This is a genomic window from Intestinimonas sp. MSJ-38, from assembly GCF_018917925.1.
GTDB lineage: Bacteria > Bacillota > Clostridia > Oscillospirales > Butyricicoccaceae > Pseudobutyricicoccus.
The window spans coordinates 24,830-49,573 of record NZ_JAHLPO010000005.1 but is presented as its reverse complement, the minus strand read 5'-3'; the positions used below and the strand labels follow the sequence as shown (position 1 = coordinate 49,573).

Sequence of the window (24,744 nt, the reverse complement as noted above, 5' to 3'; positions counted from 1 at the left end):
CAGTAAAATTCCTTTTTCGCTATTCGGCAAACAACTACAAGTTATCTAAATCTCCTACAAAAAAGTACACATTCCTGTAAAAACACCCCCTTTACAACAACTTGGCTTTTTCGTAAATCTCTGCCCGGTAACGAAAGGTAGCAAGGGGCATCCCACATTCCTTTGCTGCTGCCGTCCCGGTGATTTCCCCCATTTTCCAACGCTGGTAAACGGAGTGGAAATTCTCGGGCAACGGTTTGGGTGGCCGCCCAAACCGAATGCCCTTGGCTTTGGCCGCAGCAATACCCTCAGCCTGCCGCTGCCGGATGTTGGTGCGCTCGTTCTCTGCCACAAAAGACAGTACTTGCAGCACAATGTCACTGAGAAAGGTTCCCAGCAAATCCTTGCCTCTCCGTGTATCCAGAAGCGGCATATCCAGAACCACAATGTCAATGCCTTTTTCCTTTGTGAGAAAGCGCCATTGCTCCAATATTTCGGCGTAATTGCGTCCCAGACGGTCGATGCTCTTGATATAGAGCAGATCGTCTTTTTTCATTTTTCGCAGCAGCTTCTTATACTGCGGACGCTCGAAATCCTTGCCGGATTGCTTGTCGATATAAACATTTCTCTCAGGTACGCCCACTTCCCGGAGGGCAATGACTTGGCGATCTTCATTTTGCTCTCTGGTGGAAACACGGATGTACCCATAAATTTTCTGCTCGATCTTATTTCCTCCGTTTCTGCCACACAATGTCATACCCCAGCACATCTGCCAGCTCCACCGCTTCGCCATAGCGTAAAGAACCGCGCTTTAATTTCCCGGACAGGTTGGGGACACTGCTGCTCCATCCGTATTCGTCAGCCAAAACCTCCACCACCTCACTCATGGTCATGCCAGCCCTGACAATGTAGGCTTTGATCTCGTTCCTGTAATTCTCGTGATTGCTCATAAAAAAGTCCTCCTGTTTTGTTGGCTCTGCGGCGAACAGAATCTATTCCGTGATAAACTCTATTTGCTGCAAAGCATTGTTTTGGTAAAACTCATTTTCAAACTGGAATTTTTGCTTGTGATGCCCTGTTCACAGTACTCGCTTTCCCGTTTTGCTGGTTTGTATGAAATCAAGCCAAACAGCGAATATCCACATGAAACGATGTACTGTGTATGCTGTACGGTGCAACGCTCTTTGGTGTGGTTAGCAATACTAAAATTGCAGTTTGTTTGCTGATTTCACATGGATTGATTTTTGCCTGTGTTTTTAAGCGCCGTTTTTCCCGAATGCCGTTCCTGCCCGGGAATCTCACCCCGGCGTATCCCCGGCTTTGGCACGCTCGCAGCTTAGGGACAAATTGTCCCGAGGCTGGTTCTGGCGCTGCTTCGCCAACCGGCATATCCCATTCGGACGGTCATGTATTTTTCAAGCTACAATGTCTGGTGACAAGTACATTTTAGCGAAAAAACATGACCATTCCCGTATATCCAAAAGGATGGAAAAGCCCCTGAAAAAGCAGGAATTTCCATGCTTATGGACAAGCTGTGTTATAATAAAAGAAATGGAGCAGCGGGGAGGCTTGGCATGAATACGACCTTAACGATTCAGGAAAAATTGAAGGATTTGCGGGTGGAGCACGGACTTACCTTGGAACAGCTGGCCGACCAGACCGGGCTTTCCAAATCTGCGCTCGGCAAATACGAGAATGATGATTATAAGGACATAAGCCCTTTTGCCATCGTCACACTGGCAAAGTTTTATCATGTGACTACGGATTATCTGTTGGGGGTGTCAGAACAAAAAAATCACTCAGACTCAGAGCTGAGTGCCCTGCACCTGAGTGATGATGCGATTGATGTTCTGAAAGCCGGGAAATTCAACCCCCGGCTGCTGTCGGAAATTCTCTGTCACCATGATTTCCAGAAAATGATGCTGGATGCGGAGATTTATGTGGATCGGATCGCAGATATGCGGATTAGCGATATGAACGCCGTACTGCAAGCCGTCCGCCAAATGGTACTGATGCAGCAGGGAGAAACGGAAAATGATCTGTATCTGCGGACACTGGAACTTGCACAAATACAAGAGGACGAGTATTTTTGCCATGTTATTTCTGACGATTTGAAACTGATCCTTCGGGATATTCGGGAAGCCCATCAAAATGATGCAACCACTGCGGACAGCCATTTTCCGGCGCTGGATGTGCAAAAGAGTTTGCAGGAAGCCACGAACTACAAAGGCAGCAATGCAGAAAAGCAGGCCCGCATTTTCCTCGCAACCTTTGGTATTGACTATGATGCGATCACGATGGAGCAGTTTGTAAATCTAATAGAGGTTTTGAAACTGTCCAAACACCTGAAACCCTCTATTAACCAACGAGGGAAAACCAATATGACCCACGGAAAAGGGAAAAGAAAACGCAAATAGGCAAAAAAATATGCTGGACACGGTTAAAATCAACCATGTCCAGCATATTTCATTTACCCAATCCCGTCTGACAGATGCCGTAAGTGTAATTTTGAGTGAATTACTTTCTTACGAGCACCCGTCTAAACCTCCGGGGGATTTTTTTGCAGCAGCATCCGCCGCAGCGGATGCTCTGGATCACCAGATTTCCGGTTTGGCGTCGGCGGGCAGGGCGTTGGGATAGGTTTCCCCGTCCAGATCCTCCAGCCAGGCTTTTTTGGCCTGCTCCACCAGATCCGGATCTGTGAGGAAGTCATAGGCCGCAGCCGCCATGACCTTTGCCGCAAAGAGCATCCCCTTGTGGGCCACGGGGCCCTTGCCCTGGGCCACGACCTGCCAGGCATGGCCGGGAGTACCGGCACACCAGGTAACGGCGCTGAACTGGCCGGTGGGCACCACCCAGCTCACATCACCCACATCGGTGGAGCCTTTGCCGCCGCCCAGGTTCTTTTCCACCAGGAAATCGAACAGGGGCTTTTCCAGAACCTTGCCGCTGTCCTTTCCACATAGCTTCTTGGCGGTGTCCTTCAGGTTTGCTTTGTCCAGATCGGTGATGACCTCCTGGAATTTCTTAGCATACTCCAGCTCCTCATCGGTGTAGCCGATGGGCAGCAGCTCCTTCATATGTTCGCCCAGTTTTTCGCTGATCACATCGTTTGCGTGATAATCGGAATAGGCGGCCACCTGGCGGATGTCCACGGTGGTGCCGGTGATGAGGGCGGCGCCGCGGGCGCAGTCGCTCACCCGCTCAAACAGCTCCTTCACCTGGGTGACCTTGGGGGCCCGGATGGCATAGAGCACCTGGGCCTCGGACTGCACCACATTGGGAGCGGTACCGCCGGTGTTGATGATGGCATAGTGAATGCGGGCCTCGTCGATCATATGCTCCCGCATATAGTTGACGCCCACATCCATGATCTCCACGCCGTCCAGAGCGGAGCGGCCCAGATGGGGCGCACCGGCGGCATGGGCCGATTTGCCGTGGAAGGTGTAGAATACCCGGAAGTTGGCCAGGGAGCCGGAGGGGGTCACCTGGTTCATCCAGCCGGGATGCCATGTGATGGCGATGTCGCAGTCGGCAAAGGCGCCATCCCGCACCAGGAATGCCTTGCCGCCGGCATTTTCTTCGGCGGGGCAGCCATAATAACGAATGGTACCGGGCAGATCCTTTTCCGCCATGTATTCCTTCAGGGCCACAGCAGCCGCCAGGGAGGCCGTGCCCAGGAGATTGTGGCCGCAGCCGTGGCCGTCGCCGCCCTCCTGCAAGGGACAGCGGCTGGGCTCGTCGGCCTTCTGGCTCAGGCCGGACAGAGCGTCGTATTCACCCAACAGGGCGATGACCGGTTTGCCGGAGCCGTATTCGGCGATAAAGGCGGTGTCCTCCCCGGCGATGCCCTTCTTCACCCGGAAGCCCTCCTGCTCCATGTAAGCGGCCTGGCGCTCAAAGGAACGGAACTCCTGGAACCGGGACTCGGCAAAGCCCCAGATATCATCGCTGATGGAGATGAATTCGTCACTCCGGTTCTGGATCAGCTGACTCAGGTCTTGTGTGTAGCTCATGGTATCTTCCCTCCTGCAAAGTTTTTGCACTCGATACTTCATACTATAAACCCTCCCTTCCCTTTCTTGCAAGGCGGGGAGAAGGAAAAAAACCAGCGCCAAAACTGTGTAATTTGCCCACCAGCGTGACGCCAGCGTGACGCTGGACCCAAAACTCTCCCAGGCTGTATGCGCTGCTACGCCTAATTGCTCCGGCGCTGGCAAGCCAACACCGGTAGAAGCCCGGGTGAAGTCCTGGCCCAATGTCGCAGAAAAGGATGGTTGTGTGCGATCCGGCAAAGACAGGAACGGCGGCGGAGGCTCGCCACAGCCCCCCTTGTGCAAAGGGGGGACAGCATGGCAAAGCCATGCAGGGGGGATTGTGAAGCAGATTGCATCATTTTGCTTGGTTGTTTGACTGGGTGCGGCAGCACCGCCTGACCGTCCGGACACCGGACCGGCAGCACCGCCTGACCGTCCGGACACCGGACCGGCAGCACCGCCTGACCGTCCGGACACCGGACCGGCAGCACAGGTGGCCAGCGGCGGTACTCCGCCAATCCCTCAGTCAGCGTTCGCCGACAGCTCCCTTTGCACAAGGGAGGTCCGGTGGCCGGACGGCCATACTGTCTTTGCCTTGGCTCGTTGTGCTTGCCTGGGCAAAGAGAGTATGACAGCCCAGGCACTGGGCTTGCCCAGCGCGGCAGCGCAGTATGGCCGCGGCGGCTCACCGCCGGCTCGCCACAGCCCCCCTTGTGCAAAGGGGGGACAGACCGCCGCAGGCGGACAGGGGGGATTGTGAAGCAGATTGCATCATTTTGCTTGGTTGCTTGACTGGGTGCGGCAGCACCGCCTGGCCGTCCGGACACCGGACCGGCAGCGCAGTATGGCCGCGGCGGCACGCCGCCGGCTCGCCGCTTGCAAAACAGATGTTCGTATGCTATAATAGCCATAACGCACAAACATTTGTTCGAACTTTCTCACACAAAGGAGGTCTGTTTTGTGGACAGGCTCCAGAAACTCCGCATCCTCACCGACGCCGCCAAATACGATGTGGCCTGCACCTCCAGCGGCACCCAGGGCCGGAACATCCCCGGCGGAACGGGCTCCTGCGCCGCCCAGGGCATCTGCCATTCCTTTTCCGCCGATGGCCGGTGCATCTCCCTGCTGAAAGTGCTTCTCAGCAATGACTGCGCCTACGACTGCCGCTACTGCACGAACCGCCGGTCGGCCCCCACGCCCCGGGCCTCCTTCACCCCCCGCGAGCTGGCCCAGCTCACCATGGACTTCTACCGCCGCAATTACATCGAAGGCCTGTTCCTCAGCTCGGCCGTCCACGGCTCCCCCGACGAGACCGCCGAACAAATGATCGAAACTCTCCGCATTCTCCGCCAGGAATACCGCTTCGCCGGGTATATCCATGCCAAAGCCATCCCCGGCTGCGACAGCCGCCTCATTGCCCGCCTGGGCCTTCTGTGCGACCGGATGAGCATCAACATCGAGCTGCCCTCCCAGGCCTCCCTCCAGCTGCTGGCCCCCCAGAAGAGCAAGGCGGGCATCCTGGGGCCCATGGGCCAGATCGCCGGGCGCATCCAGGAAAACCGGCGGGATCTCACGGTCTTCCGCCACGCCCCGGCCTTTGCCCCGGCGGGCCAAAGCACCCAGATGATGGTGGGGGCCACCGGGGAATCGGATCTGCAGATCCTCCGGCTCACCCAAAGCCTGTACCGGAAATACCAGCTGAAACGGGTGTTTTTTTCGGCCTATCTGCCCATGGTGGCCGACGAACGGCTGCCCGCCCTGGACACCCAGCCGCCCCTGCTCCGGGAGCACCGGCTCTACCAGGCCGACTGGCTGCTCCGCTTCTATGGCTTCACCGCCGGGGAAATTCTGGAGGAGGACGCCCCCAACTTAGACCCCCGCCTGGACCCCAAATGCACCTGGGCCCTGCGGCATCTGGACCAGTTCCCGGTGGAAGTGACCACCGCTCCCTATGAACTGCTGCTGCGGGTGCCCGGGCTGGGGGTGCGCTCGGCCCAACGCATCGTCAAGACCCGCCGCCACTGTCCCCTCACCTTTGAGGGCCTGAAAAAACTGGGAGTGGTGCTCAAACGGGCCCGGTACTTTATCACCTGCCGGGGCAAAGCCCTGGAAAGCCTGGTCTATGCCCGGGAGCCTTTGGAGCAGGCCCTGCTGCTCCAGCGCCTGCGGGAAGGCCCCAGCCCCTATCCGCAGCTCTCTTTGTTCGACACCCCCGCCCAACTGCCAAAGGAGGAAAATCTGTTATGTCTCGGTCCGATGTAGTCTATTATTATGACGGCAGCTTTTATGGCTTTCTCTCCGGCGTTTTCGACGCCTTTGCCCAAAAGGAGGAGCCCATGCTCTTTCTCTCCCAGGAGGAAGAGGAGCAGCCTTTGCTGTTTGACAGCCACTTCGTGGAAACAGACCCCCAGAAGGCCCGGCGGGTGCTGGCCGGAGTCCAGCGCACCCTGGGCAGCCGCGGGGTGGACATTGTGCGGGAAGGATTCCTCACCCGCCTGCCCCAGCGGGAGTATTTGCTGCTGAAATTCCTGCGCCAGGGCTTCCAGGAGGGGCCGCAGCTGCTGGCCCAGCTGACAAGGGAGCCTTTGTGCTCCCTGCTCTCCGCCATCCGGAAGGCCAAAAACGAAGCCCATCTGCTCACCGGCTTCATCCGGTTTTCCCGCTGTGAAACCGGGGTCTATGTCTCCCGCATCCGGCCCAAAAACCAGGTGCTTCCCCTGATCAGCGGCCATTTCTGCCGCCGGTTCTCCGATCAGCCCTTTCTGATCTGGGATATCACCCACCGCATGGCCCTTCTCCACCAGCCGGGGAAACGGCCCCAGGTGCTGCCTCTGGAATGCCTGGACATGCCCGCCCCCTCCCCCGAGGAAGAGGAGATCCAGAATATGTGGCGGGCCTTTTACAACACCCTGGCCATCCCGGCCCGGGAGAATCCCCGCTGCCGCATGACCCATATGCCCAAACGCTTCTGGGAATTTCTCACCGAGCTCACCCCGCCTCCGGCCAAAAACGAAGAAAAAGCATTGACATTTTTTAATGAGATGGTACAATAGGGTCAGGTCATTAAATAGACTATTTTTAATGCGAGGTGGAAACCATGGAAAGATCCCTCCCCCAGTTGGAAGATGTTTTCTGGGCCGTAGCCGATGAGGTTCGGGGCCAGATCCTCACCATGCTCCGCGGCAACGAGATGTGTGCCTGCAAGATCCTGGAGCATTTTGATATGCGCCAGCCCACTCTTTCCCACCATATGAAGATCCTGTGCAATGCGCAGCTGGTGACCAGCCGCCGGGATGGCCGGTGGGTCCGTTACCGGCTGAACCAGCCGGTGATCCAGGAGCTGATCGACGCTCTGGCCGTTTTGCAGGAGGAAAAAGCCCCTGTGCTGCCCCCTCCGATGGGCGGAAAGACCCGGCTGTATGTGCTCACCGGTTTTCTCGGCTCGGGAAAAACCACCCTGCTTCTTCGGCTGCTCACCGCTCTGGAGGGTCGCCGGGTGGGTGTCATCCAAAACGAGTTCGGCAAACTGGGCATCGACGGCCAGATCCTCCAGCGCGGGGATGTGGAGATGGTGGAGATCAACCGCGGCTCCATCTTCTGTTCCTGCCTGAAGCTGTCCTTTGTCCAGGCCCTGGCCGACATGGCAAAGCAAGATCTGGATTACCTGTTTGTGGAAAGCTCCGGCCTGGGCGATCCCTCCAACTACCAGGAGATCCTGGATGCGGCCAAGGAATTGGGCGGAGATCATTATGATTTCCAGGGGGCCATTTGTCTGATCGACGCTGTCAACTTCCCCCGGCAGCTCCAGGACATGGAGACGGTGGAGCGGCAGCTGAAGCACTGTCATCTGGCGGCGGTGACCAAGGCAGATCTCATCGGGCCGGAGAAGATGGAAGAGCTGAAAGAGGCCATCCGGAAGATCAACCCCCGGTGCCCCATTCTCACCAGCACCCAAGGGGATCTGGATCTGTCCTTCCTGGGAGAGGATCTGCTGCAATACACCTGGTGTGAGGGCGAGGAGACCACCAACACCGAAGAAACCAAGCCCAAGACCATTTCCCTGTGGTTTGACGGGGTGATGAAGCAGGAGACTCTGGATGCGATTCTTCAGGAGGTACTGCCCCACGCTTACCGGATCAAGGGCTTTTTCCATTTGGAAGAGGGCTGGAACCAGGTGGATGTGGTGGGAGACCGCATCGATCATGCGCCCTGCGATGCCCACGAACGGAGCCAGCTGGTGTTTATCTCCCGCATCGGGCCCCAGATCATCAAGAAGATCATGGAGGCCTGGCAGAATCACACCGATGCCAAAATGGAACTGAAAAACTAGGCAGCGTGACGCTGCACCCGTTCCTGTCTCCGGTGGGGATGCGCCCCGTGCCCCACTGCTCCGGGTGTGATAAACCATCACCCGGTAGGAGCCGGTTTGCAGTCCTGGCAGAGTGCCCCAGAAAGGCCGGTTGTGTTTGCCTGGGCAAAGAAAGTATGACGGCCCAGGCACTGGGTCCCCGCCTGGGGCGCGAAAAAGGTCGGGGAAGTCCGGTGTCCGGACAGCCATACTTTCTTTGCCTTCTTCATAGAACCTGCCGGGTGCGGGAGCACAGTATGGGAGCCCAGGCACTGGGCCAGCCTTCGCCGCAGCGAAGGCTCTGGCCCCTGTGTTCTGGACCGATTGGAGGATACAAATGGAAATCAAAGTGATCGGCACCGGCTGCGACAAATGCGACCGGTTATATGAAAACACCCAGGAGGCCCTGCGCAATCTGGGGATGGAAGCCAATGTGGAGAAGGTAGAAGATCTGGTAGAGATCGTCAAGCTGGGGGTTATGACCTCCCCTTCCCTGATGGTGGACGGCAAACTTTTGATCCGCGGCCGGGAAGCCAAAACCCGGGAGATCGAAAAACTCCTCTCCCGCTAAGCAGCGTGACGCCGGTGGCGAGCCGCCACTCCCGTTCCTGTCTTTGCCTTTGCCGGTTGTGTCCACTTGGGCAAAGAAAGTATGACGGCCCAGGCACTGGGCCCGTCCCGACACGGGACCCGTCCGGCCACCGGACCAGCGTGACGCTGGACCCGTTCCTGTCTTTGCCTTTGCCGGTTGTGTCCACTTGGGCAAAGAGAGTATGGCTGTCCGGCCACCGGACCCGTTACTTTTCCCCTTTCATGGACAAAAGAGCGATCACCACGATCAGCAGACACAGGCCAAGGGAAACCAGGGTGATCTCTCCCCCATAGCGGTGAATATCCCCTCGCTCAATGGCCGGCACGGCCCGCAGCTGGACATAGGCCACAAGAGCGATCAACGCCAGATCAATGGGGAGCATCCATTTCCCGGCCCGTCTGGCAAAAGCCCCCCGGTCCAGCCTTGCCCGCTCTTCCGGGCTTTTTTGCCGCCAGCCGGTGACAAAGCTGGCTCCGTGCCCTGTAAGCAGCACCCCGGTGGCAATACACGCCGCCAAAACCACCGCCCACATGATCCATACAAAAAGCATTGCTCATTCCCCTTTCAACGCAACGATGCAAAAAAAGCCCCCGGAAACCGGGGGCTTTTTATCACGGAATTTCAGTTCTGTTGCTGGGTGCGGCAGCACCGTTTGACAGCGGAGGCACTCCGCTTATTTTTTTGCCATGGCGGCGACTTCAGCAGCGAAGTCGTCTTCTCTCTTGGCCAGGCCCTCGCCCTTCTCAAAGCGGACGAAGTTCTTGATGGAGATGGTGCCGCCCAGCTCCTTGGCCTTGGCATCCACATACTTGGAAACAGAGGTCTTGTTCTCCTTGACGAAAGCCTGATCCACCAGGCAGTTCTCCTCGAAGAACTTGTTGATGCGGCCACTCACGATCTTCTGGGCCACAGCTTCGGGCTTGCCCTCGTTGATGGTCTGAGCCATCAGGATCTCCTTCTCGTGCTCCACCACTTCAGCAGGCACGCTGTCCCGGTTCAGATACTGGGGATTCATGGCAGCGATCTGCATGCACACATCGTGGCCCAGCTCGTTGACAACGGCGTTGCCCTTCAGGTTGTCGGAAACCTCCAGGGCCACCAGCACGCCGATCTTGCCGCCCATGTGCATATAAGCCACATTCTGGGTCTTCTCGCAGAAACGGACGAAACGGCGGATCTGGATGTTCTCGCCGATGGTGGCCACCTTCTCGGTGAGCACTTCGGCAACGGTCTTGCCCTCTTCGGGATACTGGCAGGCCTTCAGAGCCTCCAGATCAGCGGGATTCTCCTTCATAACGATAGTGGCCAGGTCCTTGACGAACTTCTGGAACACTTCGTTCTTGGCAACGAAGTCGGTTTCGCTGTTGACTTCCACCATGGCGCCCACGCCGCACTCCTGGCACACGCCGGCATACACCATGCCTTCAGCAGCCACACGGCCAGCCTTCTTGGCGGCAGCGGCCAGGCCCTTTTCCCGCAGGAACTCTACGGCCTTATCGAAATCACCGTCAGAGGCGGTGAGAGCTTTCTTGCAATCCATCATGCCGGCGCCGGTGCGCTCACGCAGATTCTGGACATCCTTCGCAGTAAATGCCATTTTTCATTCCTCCATAGTTGATATCCAGGGGGATCCTCCCCTGCTCTATCCTGTATAACACCCCAGTTAAGCCCGCATGGTTGCGGGCTTAACTCAGGCCGAACAAGCGGCAAGCCCCTTGTTCGGGTTTCCCAAGGGCCTGCGTGCAGCCTTGCGGCCACACTTGCCCCTTGAGCGGTGCAAAAATCCACGCACAGGTCGCGGATTTTTGCGATTTTATTGATATCAGGGCAAACTGCCCTTTTCCGTCAACCTTCTGTCCATCCCCCACAGCAACGAAAGCCCGGGAGAAGAACTATGATTTCTTACTGATTGGCGATCTCTTCAGCGGTCTTGGAAGCTCTCTTCTGAGGAGCTCTGGGGGTCTCGTCCACCGCTTCGCCCTCTTCGGCCTTAACAGCCTCGTCGGTGACTTCCAGCTGCTCGCCCTGACGGCCTTCCAGCACAGCGTTGGCCATGGTCTGGCTGATCAGCTTGATGGCGCGGATAGCGTCGTCGTTGCCGGGGATGACATAATCCACTTCATCGGGATCGCAGTTGGTGTCCACGATAGCCACGATGGGCACACCCAGCTTGCGGGCTTCGGCGATGGCGTTCTTTTCCTTCCGGGGATCGATGACAAACAGAGCACCAGGCAGCTTCTTCATTTCCTTCACGCCGCCCAGGTATTTCTCCAGCTTTTCGATCTCCAGCTTCAGCTTGACAACTTCCTTCTTGGGAAGCAGGTTGAAAGTGCCGTCCTCTTCCATCTTCTTCAGCTGATTCAGACGGTCGACGCGGCGGCGCATGGTCTTGAAGTTCGTCAGCATACCGCCCAGCCAACGAGCGTTCACATAGAACTGGCCGCAGCGCTCGGCTTCTTCCTTCACGGCTTCCTGAGCCTGCTTCTTGGTGCCAACGAAGAGGACGCTGTCCCCGGCGGCGGCCACATCACGGACAAAGAAATAAGCCTCTTCCAGCTTTTTCACTGTTTTCTGCAGGTCGATGATATAGATGCCGTTTCTCTCGGTGAAGATGTACTGCGCCATCTTGGGGTTCCATCTTCTTGTCTGGTGGCCGAAATGGACGCCGGCTTCCAGAAGCTGCTTCATAGAAATTACTGCCATTTTCAATTTCCTCCTTTTGGTTTGCCCTCCATTGCGCTCCCTTCGGCGCGGCCCCGCAGGGCACCGGGCGCCGGAGACACAATGTGCGTTTTAGCCTTACTAGGATATCACAAAGATACCAGAATTGCAAGAAATTTTTTCATTTTTCCCTAGAACCTACGGCGATGGGTGCTCCGGCGGGATGGCGGCAGCGACGGCAGAGCGGGCAGGCGGCGCACCAGGATGATGTCGTCGCCGATTTTCTCCACATTCTCCCAGTGGATGCAGGCATCCTCTTCCCGGCCCAGCAGGCCGAAGAAGCGAGCCCTTCCCGGGGTGAAAAAAGAGCGGATCCGGCCGGTTTCCAGATCGATCTCGGCGTCATAGATATAGCCCAACCGGGCACCGCTCTGAAGGTCGATCACTTCCTTGTCCCCCAGGTCGAACAAACGACAGCTTTTTTCCATCCTTCTCCCCCCTTCCCTGCATCTTACGCAGAAAAGGGCCGGGCTAGAACCAGGTCCCGTGTCGGGACGGCCATACTCTCCCTGGCTGTATGGGTTGCTGTGCCTGGGTATTCCGGGGCTGGCGGCGAGCCCCGGAAGGGGCCAGGGTGCAATCCTGGCAGGGTGCAAAGAAAAAAGCTCTCCTTTGCAGGAGGGCTTTTTCCGCTTTTCACTTGGTTCTATTGCCCAGCGCGGCAGCGGCGGGGTGGCCCCGCTGCCATCCCTCTCTTTGCCCAAGCAAACACAACCGGCAAAGGCAAAGACAGGAACGGGTGCAGCGTCACGCTGCCGGGATGATGGTTATTTTGGCCTTGTGACAAAATAACACGCCGCCAATGCCGAAAATTCCTTTCAGAATTTCCGGCAGCCTTCGCCGCAGCGAAGGCTCTGGCTCACGCTGCCCAGGAAATGTTTTCAAAATACAGCTTGCCGCTGGGACCCACCTCCACCCCTTGCAGCCCCTTCTTGTAAGCCCGCAGCTCCACAGGCTGATACAGGGGCGCCTGGGTGCAAAGGCTGTTGGCCAAAGCACAGGCCTGCTCCAAAATAGCGATCCGCTGCTCCCGATCGGTGGTCTCCTGGGCCTGGTCGATCAATGCGTCCAGCTCATCACTGCGCAGCAGCGTCTTGTTTACGGAACCGATGGACTTGGAATGAAACACCGCCGTCATATACCCCAGCATGGTGCTGGTGGTGTAGCTGCCGATGGCCCCGGAATAATTGCCCTGGGTGGTGGTGGCCAGATAGGTGGCCAGATCCATGCTCTCCACCTTGGCCTCAATGCCGATCTCCGCCAGGTTCTGCACGATCACCTGGGCCGCCCGGCGTTTGGTATCGCTGGAACAGATGATGCTCAGCCCGATGTCCTGGGCCTTCACCCCGGAACGCTCCATATACTCCCGGGCCAGCGGAAGGTCATACCCCTGGGCGTTCTCCTCGCTGTAACCCGGCAGATTGAAGGGGGCCTGACCGATGGCCGCCTGGCCCAGCCCGCCCAGAGCCTGATCGATCACCGCTTCCCGGTCGATGGCGGCGTTGATGGCCCGGCGCACCCAGATGTTATCCAGACCGGCCACTTCGTTGTTCAGCATCAGCCAGGTAGGGCCGGTGGACAAAAACCCGGTGACTTCGATCCCCTCATTCTGGGTCAGACGCTGGTGATCGGTGTTCTCCACATCCATGAGGAAGTCCACATCCCCGTTTTCCAGGGCCGCGGTGCGCTCCTCCCCTTCCGGGATGATCTTCCAGACCATATGCGAGATGGCCGGTCCACCCAGGAAATAATCGGAAAAGGCCTCGAACTCCAGCCGGTCCCCCAGCACCCAGGTGCGGAACCGGTAAGGGCCGCTGCCCACCGGGTTTTTGCTGAAGTCGTTGCCGCTGTCAATGAGGTGCTTGGGCAGGATGGAATTGGCGTGGAAGCTGAGATCGCTGATGAGCGTGGCCGAGGGCCGGGCGGTTTTGATCTCAAAGGTGTATTCGTCCACCACCTGCACTTCCTGAACATTGTCGGTGTACCGCTTCACCTGGGGAAAGGACTTGGCCCAATCCAAAGAGGCCTTCACATCCCGGGCCGTCAGGGTGGTGCCGTCGTGGAACTGCACCCCTTCCCGCAGTTTGAACCGCCACAGGGTGTCGTTCACCGCCTCATATTCCTCCACCAGATGGAGCTGGGGGTTCATCTCCATATCCAGGCGGAAAAGGGTGCTGTAAGTGAGCAGGTTCATGTAATCCCCCGCCACCGAGCTGTGGCCGGTGGGCGACAGAGAAGGCGGCTCGCTCATGGCGGCGATGACGATGCTGTCCTCCGGGGATGCAGGCTCCTCCGGCTCGCCGGCCCGGGCCGGCAGCGACGGCTCCGTCTGGTTTCCGCACCCCGCCAGCATGGCAAGACTCAGGCTCAGGGCACAGAAAAACGCCCCCAGCCGTGTCCGTTTCTTCAAGCCGCTCTCCCCTCTCCTGTGAGATATTATTTCAATTATACTGAACTTTGTTACGATTTTCAATCATGAGTTTATAATCTCGAAACATTCTGCGGGCAGCGTGACGCTGCACCCATACTCTCCCCGGCGGCGAGCCGCCGCTGGCAAACTCTCCCCGGCTGTATGGGCTGCGGGCCCAGGTGTTCCGGCTCCGCCGGAAGGGGCCTGGGTGAAGTCCTGGCCCAGTGCCGCAGGGCAAAAAAAAGCCCCCCTTGTGGCGGCGTGGCGCCGCTGCCATATCAGGGGGGATCGCAAAGCCAGGCAAATGATTCAGCTGGGTGCTGTGATCGGGTGCGGGAGCACCGCTTGGCCGTCCCGACACGGGACCGGGAGCACCGCTTGGGTGCGGCGGCTCGCCGCAGCCCCCCTTGTGCAAAGGGGGGACAGCATGGCAACGCCATGCAGGGGGGATTGCGAAGCCGGGGGAATGATTCAGCTGGTTTTCTATTGTCGGGTGCGGTGGCTCGCCGTCAATCCCTCAGTCGGCGTTCGCCGACAGCTCCCTTTGCACAAGGGAGGTCCGGTGGCCGGACGGCCATACTGTCTTTGCCTTGGCTCGTTGTGCTTGCCTGGGCAAAGAGAGTATGACAGCCCAGGCACTGGGCTTGCCTAGCGCGGGAGCGCAGTATGGGAGCGGAGGCACTCCGCCACTCCGCCTAGATGATGCCTTTCATCACCAGCACAAAGAGGACGCAGGTGATGAGCACCACCAGGGACACCAGCAAAGCGCCCCAATTTTTGCCCGGGGCCTTCTGGCTCTGGGACTTGGGTACCAGCCCGGCCCGGCGCAGCGCGGTGACCACCGGCTTATACAGCAGCATGGTGACGGCGGCATTGATTCCGCCTTTCAGCAGGTTAAAGGGCAGGAAGGCCGGGATGAGCAGCTCGGCCACAGCAGCCCGGGGATAGCCCATATAATAAGGAGTGATCAGGTAGTTCCACAGCAGCATCACGGCCACCATAAGGACGACGCCGATGCCCAGACCCAGCATAGCGCCCTTCTGGTCGTGGCGTTTCTTATAGAGGTATGCGGCCGGGCAAGCGAAAGCGCAGGTGGCAAGCACATTCATCAGCAGACCCCAGGGACCGGTATCGCTGACGGTGAACATCTCCACCACCGAGACCACAGCAGAGATGAGGAAGGAGCTCATAGGCCCATAGATAAAGCCTGCGATGGTGATGACCACATCTTTGGGGTCATACTTGAGGAAGAGCACCACAGGGATGCGTCCCACCACCATGACGATGAACGACAGGGCGGCCAGCATGGCCAGTACGGTGAGTTTTTTGGTGTCGAGCTTGCGTTTTTCCATTGTTGATTCCCTCCGGAACAGATTTTTTGGACGAAAAAAGCACCCGGAAACGGCATTGTCTCCGGGTGCTGTGAAAGGCGGACGCAAAGAGGCCTTCAAGGCCCCTTCGCCGCCAAAAAATTCTCGCACATCTTCTTCCATCCAGACTGTACTGTCGGTACCGGAGTTGCACCGGTTCCTGCGCCAGAGGCGCTCGCGGACTTTACCGCCGATCGGGAATTTCACCCTGCCCTGAAGACATCTGTTCCCTATTCTCTTTTCGCAGCAAACAGTATACCACCTTCTTCTCCAAATTGCAAGCGGGGTGTCCCCGCTTGCATACTCTCCCAGGCTGAGTGCGGTGCCGGCCTGAGTGCTCCGGGTGTGATAAACCATCACCCGGAAGGAGCCAAAGTACGATCCTGGCCAAGTGCAGAAAAAGCTCCCCATCAAGGGAACTTTTTGTTATACATTTGGCTAGTTGTATGCAGAAAGGCAAAGAAAGGAATGACTGCCCAGCGCGGCAGCGCAGTGTGGGTCCAGCGTCACGCTGGCACTCCGCGGGACACCCCGCCTGGGGTTGTGCGGGGGGTGTTCTTTTGGTATACTGTCTTTTATCTGAAGAAAAAGGAGGCGAAGGCGATGAAGGCGATCAAACAGCTGAAAAAAGGCGACTTTGTCGCCTTTGCCCTGATTTTGCTGCTGGCCGGGGGCATCTGGGGCCTGGGTCTGAGCCGCGGCACCGGCGATCTCACCGCCGAAGTGCGGCAAAACGGAGTCCTGGTGCGGCGCATCGCTCTCACCGGTTTAAATGAGCCGGTCACCTTCACCCTCACCGGGGAATACGAAAACACCATCCTGGCAGAAAATGGCCGGGTGTGCATAAAGTCCGCCACCTGCCCTCACCAGGACTGCGTCCACACCGGCTGGCTCACCCGAGCGGGCCAGAGCGCCGTCTGCCTGGAAAACCGGGTGAGCGTCACGGTGGTCTCCCAGGGAAAATCCGACGCCCCCGATGCCATCGTCCGATGAAATTCCCCGCCAAAGGAGCCTTGCCCATGACCCTCTCCCGGAAAATCGCCCTCAGCGGCATCCTGGCCGCCCTGGCCCTGTGCCTCTCCCTTTTGGAGGGGATGCTGCCCCTCAGTCTGTTTCTCCCCCTCCCCGGCTTCCGCCTGGGCCTTTCCAATATCGTCACCCTGGTGGCCCTCGTCACCCTGGGCCCCTCCTTCACCCTGGGGGTGTCCCTCTGCCGGGTGGGCGTTTTATATCTGGCCTCGGGGAACTTCACCAGCCTGTTTCTCTCTTTGCTGGGTGCTCTTTTCTCCCTGCTTGCCATGGCCCTGGCCAAAAAAGGCCTGGGCAAAGTGTTTTCCCTCTATGGCGTCAGCGTCATCGGCGCCGCCTGCCACAATGTGGGCCAGATCCTGGGGGCCTGTATCCTGATGAAAAGCCTGGGGGTCATTTCTTATCTGCCTCTGCTTTTGATCCTGGGCCTGTTCACCGGCTGCTTAAACGCCGCCGTCTCCCAAATCTGCCTGAAGCATTTAAAAGCAGTATAAAAAAAGAAGTGGCTCAGCCGCTTCTTTTTTTATTGTTCTTTTGTCCTTCGCCGGAGGGAAAACCCGTCGATGGCCAGGATGGCCCGCTCCAGCCCCACGGCCCGGAACAGCCGCCCCCGAAGCAGATCCAGCGCCACCCCGGCGATCAGGAACAGAAAGCTGAAACCCACCATGGCCGCCGCCAGCCACAGAGCAACTGATGGCTGGCGGTGGTGTGGCTCTGATCGGCACTACCCTCGTACCCCTGCTCTCCGGTTTGTTCGGCTAATCAGCCGAGGGGCAGCGATTGACATCATCCACTATTCCATAGCAACAGCGAGTTGCTTGTTAAAATAAGGTTTTCAACTTATAATGGATAATAACATATTCCTTAGGAGGGACAGGCATGGAAACACGAGATATTCTCAAGAATCTGCGTGAAAAAAATAATCTTACACAGGAAGAATTGGCAGAGCAGATACAAGTTACCAGACAGGCGGTTAGCCGCTGGGAAACAGGAGAAACACAGCCAAATACAAATACATTAAAATTGCTGTCGCAGGTTTTTGATGTATCAATCAATACGCTGTTAGGTTCTCCACGGCAACTTATTTGTCAGTGCTGCGGAATGCCATTGAATGAGGATGATCTGATTAGTAGAGAACCAGATGGAAGCTATAATGAGGACTATTGTAAATGGTGCTATACTGATGGGAAATTTGCTTATCAGTCTAAGGAATCTTTATTGGATTATCTGGTTGCGAATATGCCAAACCTGGACAATGCAGATGAAGAAACCAGACGCAATCAGTTTGATTTGTATCTTTCGCAGTTAAAGCATTGGAAATAGCTTTATCTTCATAGATTTTAACGCATAGCAAAGCCAGCCGAGCCAGTCAACGGCAAGTCCTAAAATACCAGCCGTTTTTGCCAGCACAATGAGCAGTAAGTCTTGAAAAAGATTTGCTGCTTTTTTGTACCCATTTTCCGTTTTGAATTCTCAAAAAGCGGTGGTTGTAAACAAAGGAGGGGTTCGCACTCCCTCTGCCATTACATAGCCAGGTGGTTGTTTTGCAGCTATCTGGCTATTTTCCTGTCCACTTCTCGTTTTCAGGTGCACATGGAAACGAATGTTGTGGCAAACATCTTTCAAATTCAAGGAGGACAATCTGCCGTTTCTGAAAGGATAGCAAGGCATAAAAAAAGCCGCCCCGAAGGGCGGTTTTTTTCTTGTTTATTTCCCGGTTTTGGGGCAAAGCACTTCCTTGCCGCCCATATAGGGGCGCAGAGCCTCAGGCACACGCACCGAGCCATCTTCCTGCAAATTGTTTTCCAGGAAGGCGATGAGCATCCGGGGCGGAGCCACCACGGTGTTGTTCAGGGTATGGGGGATGTAATTGGCCCCCTCCTTCCGCCGCACCCGCAGGCCCAGACGGCGGGCCTGGGCATCGCCCATGTTGGTGCAGCTGCCCACCTCGAAGTACTTCTGCTGACGGGGAGACCAAGCCTCCACATCCACGCTCTTCACCTTCAGGTCGGCCAGGTCGCCGGAGCAGCACTCAATGGTGCGCACAGGAATATCCAGAGTGCGGAAAAACTCCACCGAATGATGCCACAGTTTGTCAAACCACTCCATGCTCTCTTCCGGCTTGCAGACCACTACCATTTCCTGCTTTTCGAACTGGTGGATACGGTAGACGCCCCGCTCCTCGATGCCGTGGGCGCCCACTTCCTTGCGGAAGCAGGGGGAATAACTGGTGAGGGCCTGGGGCAATTCGCTCTCGTCCAGGATGGTGTCGATGAATTTGCCGATCATGGCGTGCTCGCTGGTGCCGATGAGATACAGGTCCTCCCCTTCGATCTTGTACATCATGTTCTCCATCTCGGCGAAGCTCATCACGCCATCCACCACGCCGCTGCGGATCATGAAGGGGGGCACATAATATTCAAAGCCCTTGTCGATCATGAAATCCCGGGCATAGGACAAAATGGCGGAATGGAGCCGGGCCACATCACCCTTGAGGTAATAAAAGCCGTTGCCGCTGGTTTTCCGTGCGCTGTCCAGATCGATGCCCAAAAGGCTCTCCATGATGTCCACATGATAGGGCACGGGGTAATCGGGCACCTTGGGCTCGCCGAATTTCTCCAGCTCCACATTTTCGCTGTCGTCACGGCCGATGGGCACCGAGGGGTCAATGATATTGGGAATGACCAGCATCCGCTTGCGGATCTCTTCATTGAGGCGGGTGGTCTTTTCTTCCAGCTCCTGCAGCTCCCGGGCCATGGCGGTGACCTGGCTCTTGGTCTCCTCGGCCTCTTCGCGCTTGCCCTGGGCCATCAGCTTGCCGATCTGCTTGCTGATGGTGTTCCGCTGGGAGCGGAGATAGTCGCACCGGGTTTTGGCCGCCCGGCACTCCTCGTCCAATTCGATCACCTGATCCACCAGCTCCAGCTTTTCCTCCTGGAACTTTTTGCGGATGTTCTCTTTCACCGCTTCCGGGTTCATCCGCAGGAATTTCATGTCCAGCATTTTGGTTTCCTCCTGTTACAATGTTCTGCCGGGCCGGAGTGCTTTTTCCCAGAAAAAAAAGAAAAAGCCCCCGATCCCATTTCCTATGGGACGGAAGACTTCCGCGGTGCCACCCATGTTGCCGGCGTGAACCGGCCGCTCTTGTGCGCTGTACGGGGCGCGCCCCTCGGCTCTTCGCCGCAGGCTCCGAAAGTGGAAAAGCGGTTTTGCCCTGCCGGCTTCCACCAGCCGCCGGCTCTCTCGGAAGGCGCTGCCGCCGCTTCTTTCTTCATGGCCTATATGGGAATAGTATACCCCATTCCCCTCAAAATTGCAAGCCCAGTGCCTGGGCTGTCATACTGCGCTCCCGCGCCCAATCATAGAACCTAACTTTCGCTCTGCTGCCCAGCGCGGCAGCGGCGGGGTGTCCCCGCTGCCGTTCCTCTCTTTGCCATGTTCAACCCAACCAGCCTTCGCTCTGCTGCCCAGCGCGGCAGCGCAGGAATGGCTGTCCCGACACGGGACTTACGCTGGCCCCTCTTTCTCTTCTTCCCTCCCCGACTCTTCCTCGTTCAGATACAATTCTTCACAGGCCCGCTCTGCATCGGCCAGCAGCTGAATGCATTGTTCCGCAGCCCACACCATGGTGTGATACATCTTCTGATAATCCGGCATGCCATGTCACCTCGTTTTTCTTTTATTATAACCTGTTTCAGGTTATAAATCAATAATCTAAAACAGGTTATGACATACTTCCCTTGAGGTGAAGTCTATGGCAAACCGGCTGCGTGATCTGCGGGAAGATGCCGACCTGACCCAGAATCAGGTGGCGCAATATCTGAATATGTCCCAGACAGGCTATTCCAAATATGAAACCGGGGAAAATGATATCCCTACCCGGGTACTCATTGCTCTGGCCGCTTTCTATGGCACCAGTGTGGATTATCTTTTGGGCACTACCTCCTGCCGAAAGCCCTACTCCCCATGAAAAAAGGTACTGCTATGGAATTTGACAACAAGGCTGTGGGCCAGACCATCCGCAATTTGCGGGAAAGCAAAAATCTATCCCAGGATGTGCTCAGCGGCTTGGCTGGCATCGCCCGCAGCCACCTTTCCATGATCGAAACCGGCACAAAACAGGCCAACTTTCAAACCATCTGGCGTATTGCCCTGGCGCTGGAGATGCGCCCCAGTGAGCTGGTGGCCCGAATCGAGGAAACCGCCCAGAAGCAGAGCACCTCTGCTGGCAGACCAAACAACATAACGAAAGCCGATTGATGGTCTTAAAACAAGAAAAAGCCTCCCTGCCGGGAGGCTTTTGTCCGGTGTCCGGACGGCCAAGTCGGTGCTGCCGCACCCGATCACAGAACCCAATCTTCGTTGGATCACTCAGCGCGGCAGCGGCGGGGTGTCCCCGCTGCCGTTCCTCTCTTTGCCATGTTCAACCCAACCAGCCTGGTTCTGCTGCCCAGCGCGGCAGCGCAGGAATGGCTGTCCCGACACGGGACCTACGCTGCCAGTTTTACAAAGGTGATCTTGCCGTCGCCATCCAGGGAGAAATCCAGGGTGACGGTTTCCTGGGCACCGTCCACATTCACGGTGACCTTCACCTTTTCACTGCCGGAGGACTCCAGCTCCTGCCGTTCCAGCAGTTCCATCTTTTCCACTTTGACCGGCACGCCCTTCACCAGATAGGAGTAAGCCACCGAATCATTGAGGAAGGCATCCAAGCAGCCCTGGGCGAAATACTTCCCCACTTCCTCGTTCCACTCTTCTCTGGCGTCCTCCCAGTCCTCCATGGCTTCCTGGAGCTTTTCCGGGTCGGGGGTCACGCCCTCGCCGATCACCGACATCATATCCTCTGTGAACAGGTCGTCATTGGGGCAGGTCATCATGGCCTCGATCACCTTTTTTGGGCCGGTGCTCACCCCATTCCCCCCTCCGGGGCGAAGAAAATAAAAGCCCACGCCGGCGGCCACCACCAACACCAATGCGGCCAGGATCAAAAGACTCTTCTTTTTCATTGAGAGTTCCCTCCTTCCAGCAAAACCGGAATGAACTTCATTTTTCTCTTACGGTATTCTGTGGACTTCTCTCTTTACTTGCTATTATACTTTCTTTTTTTAATTTGTAAATGATATAATGCGATAAATTTCCAGATTGTTTTTTGTTAAAAATTCACATATAAACCTTCATGTTCTTTTAACTAACCAGGTGACCTATAAAAAATTATATTTTCAAAAAAGTCCTGCTCCTTTCAGAGAGCCAGTCATAAGGATGTTTTTTGTCAAGAGGAACGGTGTAATGCACTACGGTGTGTTACACCGTTCCTTTTTGGTTTGTCATGTGGGACATTGCGATTTCACCGATAAAATTGTAGTGAATATCAATCTGTTGGACGCGATGCCCACTGGATTTATCCGCTTCGTGGACCACGATTTTCTCTACAAACGCATTGAGCAGTTCGGGGAACAGCTTGTCCGGTATCGTGTATTTATGGACCAGCTTCAAGAAGCTGTCCATATTTACTCTCTGCTGTTCGCAGTTATCAACGACGCGTTGCATTTCCTGCGTATTTTGTACCAGTGCAGCTTGCTCCCGTTCGTAATCTGCGGTCATCTTAGCAAATCGCTCATCCATCAGCTTGCCGGAAATGTTATCTTCATAGAGCCGTTTAATAATCGCATCGATCTCAGAGATTCGGCGATTATTCTGCTCCAAAATCCGTTTGGACTGTGTAAGTTCTTTCATCCGAGCCGCCATTCTGTTGTCCATTGCCTGCTGCACAAATTCGGCTTCATGCTCTCTGGCAAAGCCAATGACTTCCCGCAGATTAGCAAGAACAATTTGTTCCAAAACACATACACGAATGTAATGTGCGGTACAGGTATGTTTATGATTTTTATACGCACCACAAGTATAATTGTCGCTTTCCGGTTTCCATGAGGTGGTCCGATTCAGATTAAGCACATGACCGCAATCCGCACAGAATAGCAAGCCGGAGAACATCCCCATATCGCCCATGCGAGTAGGTCTGCGACGCTGCTGGCGATTCTTTTGCACGATGTCCCATTGTTCCTGCGTGACTAATGCTTCGTGTGTGTTTTCAAAGACTACCCACTTATCCTCTGGATTTTGGATTTTCTTTTTGTTTTTGTAGGACTTCACGGTCGTTCTGAAGTTTACGGTATTCCCCAAATATTCTGGTTGTTCCAAAATAGAAACAATGGTTTTCGAGGACCAGAAGCATGGGTGATCCGGGTCATAGCAATGACTTTTGCCGGTACGTTCATATTGCAGGGTAGATGGCGTGATGATTTGCATCTCTCTTAAAGTACGGGCGATTTTTCCGGGGCCATTGCCTTCCATCGCCAGTTGAAAAATCAAGCGTATCACAGGCGCAGTTTCATCGTCCACCCGCAAGTTGCCTTCGCTATCCCGGATATAGCCATAGGGCGCACTGGTCGAAAGTCGCTTCCCACTCATACCCTTTGCGCGAAAGACCGCCCTAATTTTCTTGCTTGTGTCTTTCGCATACCATTCGTTGATAATATTGCGGAAAGGCGTGAAATCATTATCTTCACGCTCACTGTCAACACCATCATTTACCGCGACAAAGCGAACATCAAATTCCGGGAAGCGAATTTCAGTATACATTCCGACTTCCAGATAGTTTCGCCCCAAACGGGACATATCTTTGACCACGACCATACTGACAAGCCCATTTTCAATATCTCGCAGCATTTCCTGAAAGCCGGGACGGTTGAAATTGGTGCCGGAATAGCCGTCATCTTTGTAGACCTTATAGTTGGTGATATTGTTGTCCTTGATGTACTTGGTCAGGATCGCGATTTGATGTGCAATACTATTGCTGTCACCCTCATTGTCGTCATCGCGGGAAAGGCGGACATAAAGCGCCACCCATTTTTCCAATAATGCAACGGACTGTCTGTACATATTAAGCCTTCCTTTCCGACAGTCACCGCAAATAATAGTATCTTATGACACTATTATTATACCAAAAATCCGTGAAAATTGCAAATTTCGTCAATATTTTCGGCAAATATTGTTTTGCGTTGCATTATCTATCATGCGCTTGATGTGGTCGATTGCGGTGCTGCCCTGTGATTTGAAATGAGCGGTTACAACATAGCGTGTTCCACCGATCTTATATTCTTTTGTGGATACAGTTTTTTGCGATTTTTGCCGATCTTTCGGCATGAAAGCACCTCCTTGAGAAAACGAAATGCGTCCCAACTTGGGACGCATTTTGCGTATAAAAAACCTGCACCGATGCAGATGCAGATATGGCTTGAACGGTTTGTCACAGGAAATTTCAGACGATGGCTGGCAACCATTCCATAGGTCAAACCTCCCTCCATTCTGATGGCGGGGCGTCCTACGCAGTGACGCATAGCCGACGCAAGTATCATGATCCACTACATAGCCTCGTCGCCCGCAGATGTGCCTAAACTGCTGTCCGGCGCAGTAGAACTCGCTCCGCTTTGCCACGCTCTCACCATGCCAAAACATCCTCGCGTACCCGCCGTCCGGCTCCGCTATATAGAAATGTATCTGAATCACCCTATTCAGTTTTCAAAACAGGTTGCACGCCTGCGAAAACGCACCCAACATACGATGCGTTTTCGCAGAAGGACAGTCCCTATGAAAACGAGGGACAGGTCGGAACCTGCCCCTCGTCATCGTTTCGTTTTAACGATGGTTTCTCAGGTATCCAGCCAGCATATCCAGAAATTCACTATTGGACGGTGGACGCTTGAGCGGCGTTCCGGCGATATGTTCCAAAAGCGTATGGTCGGTGCGATCCCATACCGCGTAGATCAGATTACGGATCGCCCGCTCCACAGCGGAGCCAGTGGTGCCGAACTGCTCTGCGGTCTCCGGGTAGAGCCGTTTCGTGATAAGCCTGACTCTTGCGGGGTCGTCGGTGATCTGCTCGATCATGTAAATCGCATACTGGAAGCCTACCAGCTTTCCGGTCACGCTCAGTGCGCGCAGCAGGCGCTCTGCATCCAGCGGTTTCTCTGCCATATTCTTCTCCCATTCCGATATAAACCAATAACTTATCATCATACCAGTCCTTTCACATTTTGAATCGTTCCAGGTCTGGTATTTGGGTGGAGATCGACAGCGTTGGACACCCTCAGCTGTTCACTCCTGATCAGTGCAGCAGGGCTGCTGTGCTTGCCCTGCTTACAGAAAAGAAGAGTTGGCAGACTAAGGGGCGTTGATTGGCGAGGATACCATCATTCGGG

At 55.8% G+C, this 24,744-nt stretch carries 26 protein-coding genes, 1 pseudogene and 1 riboswitch; of the genes and pseudogenes, 11 read left to right on the top strand and 16 right to left on the bottom strand.

Translation table 11 applies throughout. The features are described 5' to 3' along the window. Positions 1-91: 91 nt before the first annotated feature. Both KQI26_RS04655 and KQI26_RS04650 read right to left on the bottom strand, forming a co-directional pair. Positions 92-736 carry a recombinase family protein gene (locus KQI26_RS04655; RefSeq protein ID WP_216503420.1) on the bottom strand — a complete coding sequence of 215 codons (645 nt, stop codon included), beginning with the start codon at positions 734-736 and terminating at the stop codon, positions 92-94. Beyond that, complete coding sequence (locus KQI26_RS04650) at positions 705-929, bottom strand: phosphoribosylglycinamide formyltransferase (RefSeq protein ID WP_101691721.1); 225 nt, start codon at positions 927-929, stop codon at positions 705-707. Before KQI26_RS04650 ends, KQI26_RS04655 begins: the two co-directional genes overlap by 32 nt. Before the next feature lie 567 nt (positions 930-1,496). On the opposite strand from KQI26_RS04650, the gene KQI26_RS04645 reads away from it, so the two are divergent. Further along, positions 1,497-2,396 carry a helix-turn-helix domain-containing protein gene (locus KQI26_RS04645; RefSeq protein WP_371744081.1) on the top strand — a complete coding sequence of 300 codons (900 nt, stop codon included), beginning with the start codon at positions 1,497-1,499 and terminating at the stop codon, positions 2,394-2,396. A 177-nt stretch (positions 2,397-2,573) separates the two neighbouring features. Here the strand turns inward: KQI26_RS04645 and KQI26_RS04640 are convergent, their stop codons facing one another. Continuing rightward, on the bottom strand, positions 2,574-3,995 hold the full coding sequence (locus KQI26_RS04640) for a M20 family metallopeptidase (protein WP_253292679.1): 1,422 nt from the start codon (positions 3,993-3,995) through the stop codon (positions 2,574-2,576). 981 nt (positions 3,996-4,976) lie between these two features. On the opposite strand from KQI26_RS04640, the gene KQI26_RS04635 reads away from it, so the two are divergent. From KQI26_RS04635 to KQI26_RS04620, 4 genes are all read left to right on the top strand, one after another. After that, on the top strand, positions 4,977-6,278 hold the full coding sequence (locus KQI26_RS04635) for a putative DNA modification/repair radical SAM protein (RefSeq protein WP_216503418.1): 1,302 nt from the start codon (positions 4,977-4,979) through the stop codon (positions 6,276-6,278). Beyond that, complete coding sequence (locus KQI26_RS04630; protein WP_216503417.1) at positions 6,260-7,069, top strand: TIGR03915 family putative DNA repair protein; 810 nt, start codon at positions 6,260-6,262, stop codon at positions 7,067-7,069. The genes KQI26_RS04635 and KQI26_RS04630 overlap by 19 nt, the downstream gene beginning before the upstream one ends. Positions 7,070-7,113: 44 nt before the next feature. Beyond that, positions 7,114-8,346, top strand: coding sequence for a metalloregulator ArsR/SmtB family transcription factor (locus KQI26_RS04625; RefSeq protein ID WP_216503416.1), 1,233 nt, complete (start codon positions 7,114-7,116; stop codon positions 8,344-8,346). 355 nt (positions 8,347-8,701) lie between these two features. Then, positions 8,702-8,935 carry a thioredoxin family protein gene (locus KQI26_RS04620; RefSeq protein ID WP_118428182.1) on the top strand — a complete coding sequence of 78 codons (234 nt, stop codon included), beginning with the start codon at positions 8,702-8,704 and terminating at the stop codon, positions 8,933-8,935. A gap of 226 nt (positions 8,936-9,161) precedes the next feature. Here the strand turns inward: KQI26_RS04620 and KQI26_RS04615 are convergent, their stop codons facing one another. The 6 genes from KQI26_RS04615 to KQI26_RS04590 form a co-directional block, all read right to left on the bottom strand. After that, positions 9,162-9,506: a DUF3784 domain-containing protein gene (locus tag KQI26_RS04615; RefSeq protein ID WP_216503415.1), complete on the bottom strand. Its 345-nt coding sequence runs from the start codon at positions 9,504-9,506 to the stop codon at positions 9,162-9,164. A gap of 123 nt (positions 9,507-9,629) precedes the next feature. After that, on the bottom strand, positions 9,630-10,553 hold the full coding sequence (gene tsf, locus KQI26_RS04610) for a translation elongation factor Ts (protein WP_216503414.1): 924 nt from the start codon (positions 10,551-10,553) through the stop codon (positions 9,630-9,632). Between the two features lie 305 nt (positions 10,554-10,858). Then, positions 10,859-11,659, bottom strand: a complete 801-nt coding sequence (gene rpsB / locus KQI26_RS04605) for a 30S ribosomal protein S2 (protein WP_216503413.1) — start codon at positions 11,657-11,659, stop codon at positions 10,859-10,861. Between the two features lie 149 nt (positions 11,660-11,808). Then, on the bottom strand, positions 11,809-12,105 hold the full coding sequence (locus KQI26_RS04600; protein ID WP_216503412.1) for a YlmC/YmxH family sporulation protein: 297 nt from the start codon (positions 12,103-12,105) through the stop codon (positions 11,809-11,811). 431 nt (positions 12,106-12,536) lie between these two features. Continuing rightward, entirely contained in the window at positions 12,537-14,087 is a 1,551-nt protein-coding gene (locus KQI26_RS04595) for an ABC transporter substrate-binding protein (RefSeq protein ID WP_216503411.1), read from the bottom strand. 695 nt (positions 14,088-14,782) lie between these two features. Then, positions 14,783-15,439 carry an ECF transporter S component gene (locus KQI26_RS04590; protein ID WP_216503410.1) on the bottom strand — a complete coding sequence of 219 codons (657 nt, stop codon included), beginning with the start codon at positions 15,437-15,439 and terminating at the stop codon, positions 14,783-14,785. 125 nt (positions 15,440-15,564) lie between these two features. Then, positions 15,565-15,682, bottom strand: a riboswitch (FMN riboswitch). Positions 15,683-16,060: 378 nt separating this feature from the next. On the opposite strand from KQI26_RS04590, the gene KQI26_RS04585 reads away from it, so the two are divergent. Then, positions 16,061-16,450: a NusG domain II-containing protein gene (locus tag KQI26_RS04585; RefSeq protein ID WP_216503409.1), complete on the top strand. Its 390-nt coding sequence runs from the start codon at positions 16,061-16,063 to the stop codon at positions 16,448-16,450. A 26-nt stretch (positions 16,451-16,476) separates the two neighbouring features. Then, positions 16,477-16,980 (top strand): Gx transporter family protein, encoded by a 504-nt coding sequence (locus tag KQI26_RS04580; RefSeq protein ID WP_216503408.1) that lies wholly within the window; start codon positions 16,477-16,479, stop codon positions 16,978-16,980. A 29-nt stretch (positions 16,981-17,009) separates the two neighbouring features. Here KQI26_RS04580 and KQI26_RS04575 read toward each other — a convergent pair whose 3' ends face one another. Then, positions 17,010-17,153, bottom strand: a complete 144-nt coding sequence (locus tag KQI26_RS04575) for a hypothetical protein (protein WP_177614225.1) — start codon at positions 17,151-17,153, stop codon at positions 17,010-17,012. A 17-nt stretch (positions 17,154-17,170) separates the two neighbouring features. On the opposite strand from KQI26_RS04575, the pseudogene KQI26_RS15690 reads away from it, so the two are divergent. Together KQI26_RS15690 and KQI26_RS04565 are read left to right on the top strand one after the other, a co-directional pair. Continuing rightward, a pseudogene (locus KQI26_RS15690) lies at positions 17,171-17,248 on the top strand (Maff2 family mobile element protein); the annotation flags it as partial. A gap of 117 nt (positions 17,249-17,365) precedes the next feature. Continuing rightward, positions 17,366-17,809 (top strand): zinc ribbon domain-containing protein, encoded by a 444-nt coding sequence (locus tag KQI26_RS04565; protein WP_216503407.1) that lies wholly within the window; start codon positions 17,366-17,368, stop codon positions 17,807-17,809. A 384-nt stretch (positions 17,810-18,193) separates the two neighbouring features. On the opposite strand, the gene serS is transcribed toward KQI26_RS04565, so the two are convergent. Both serS and KQI26_RS04555 read right to left on the bottom strand, forming a co-directional pair. After that, positions 18,194-19,489 (bottom strand): serine--tRNA ligase, encoded by a 1,296-nt coding sequence (gene serS, locus KQI26_RS04560; protein WP_216503406.1) that lies wholly within the window; start codon positions 19,487-19,489, stop codon positions 18,194-18,196. Positions 19,490-19,993: 504 nt separating this feature from the next. Beyond that, entirely contained in the window at positions 19,994-20,143 is a 150-nt protein-coding gene (locus KQI26_RS04555; RefSeq protein WP_216503405.1) for a hypothetical protein, read from the bottom strand. Positions 20,144-20,240: 97 nt separating this feature from the next. Between KQI26_RS04555 and KQI26_RS04550 the strand changes: the two genes are divergently transcribed. Beyond that, a complete protein-coding gene (locus tag KQI26_RS04550) occupies positions 20,241-20,456 on the top strand; it encodes a helix-turn-helix domain-containing protein (RefSeq protein WP_216503404.1) in 216 nt (71 codons plus the stop codon). 14 nt (positions 20,457-20,470) lie between these two features. Beyond that, positions 20,471-20,746, top strand: a complete 276-nt coding sequence (locus KQI26_RS04545) for a helix-turn-helix domain-containing protein (RefSeq protein WP_216503403.1) — start codon at positions 20,471-20,473, stop codon at positions 20,744-20,746. A 230-nt stretch (positions 20,747-20,976) separates the two neighbouring features. Here KQI26_RS04545 and KQI26_RS04540 read toward each other — a convergent pair whose 3' ends face one another. From KQI26_RS04540 to KQI26_RS04525, 4 genes are all read right to left on the bottom strand, one after another. Beyond that, positions 20,977-21,492: a hypothetical protein gene (locus KQI26_RS04540; RefSeq protein WP_216503402.1), complete on the bottom strand. Its 516-nt coding sequence runs from the start codon at positions 21,490-21,492 to the stop codon at positions 20,977-20,979. Between the two features lie 295 nt (positions 21,493-21,787). Beyond that, positions 21,788-23,425: a recombinase family protein gene (locus KQI26_RS04535; protein ID WP_216503401.1), complete on the bottom strand. Its 1,638-nt coding sequence runs from the start codon at positions 23,423-23,425 to the stop codon at positions 21,788-21,790. 90 nt (positions 23,426-23,515) lie between these two features. Continuing rightward, on the bottom strand, positions 23,516-23,689 hold the full coding sequence (locus KQI26_RS04530; RefSeq protein WP_216503400.1) for a transposon-encoded TnpW family protein: 174 nt from the start codon (positions 23,687-23,689) through the stop codon (positions 23,516-23,518). 492 nt (positions 23,690-24,181) lie between these two features. Beyond that, a complete protein-coding gene (locus tag KQI26_RS04525; RefSeq protein ID WP_253292678.1) occupies positions 24,182-24,562 on the bottom strand; it encodes a sporulation initiation factor Spo0A C-terminal domain-containing protein in 381 nt (126 codons plus the stop codon). Positions 24,563-24,744: the final 182 nt, after the last annotated feature.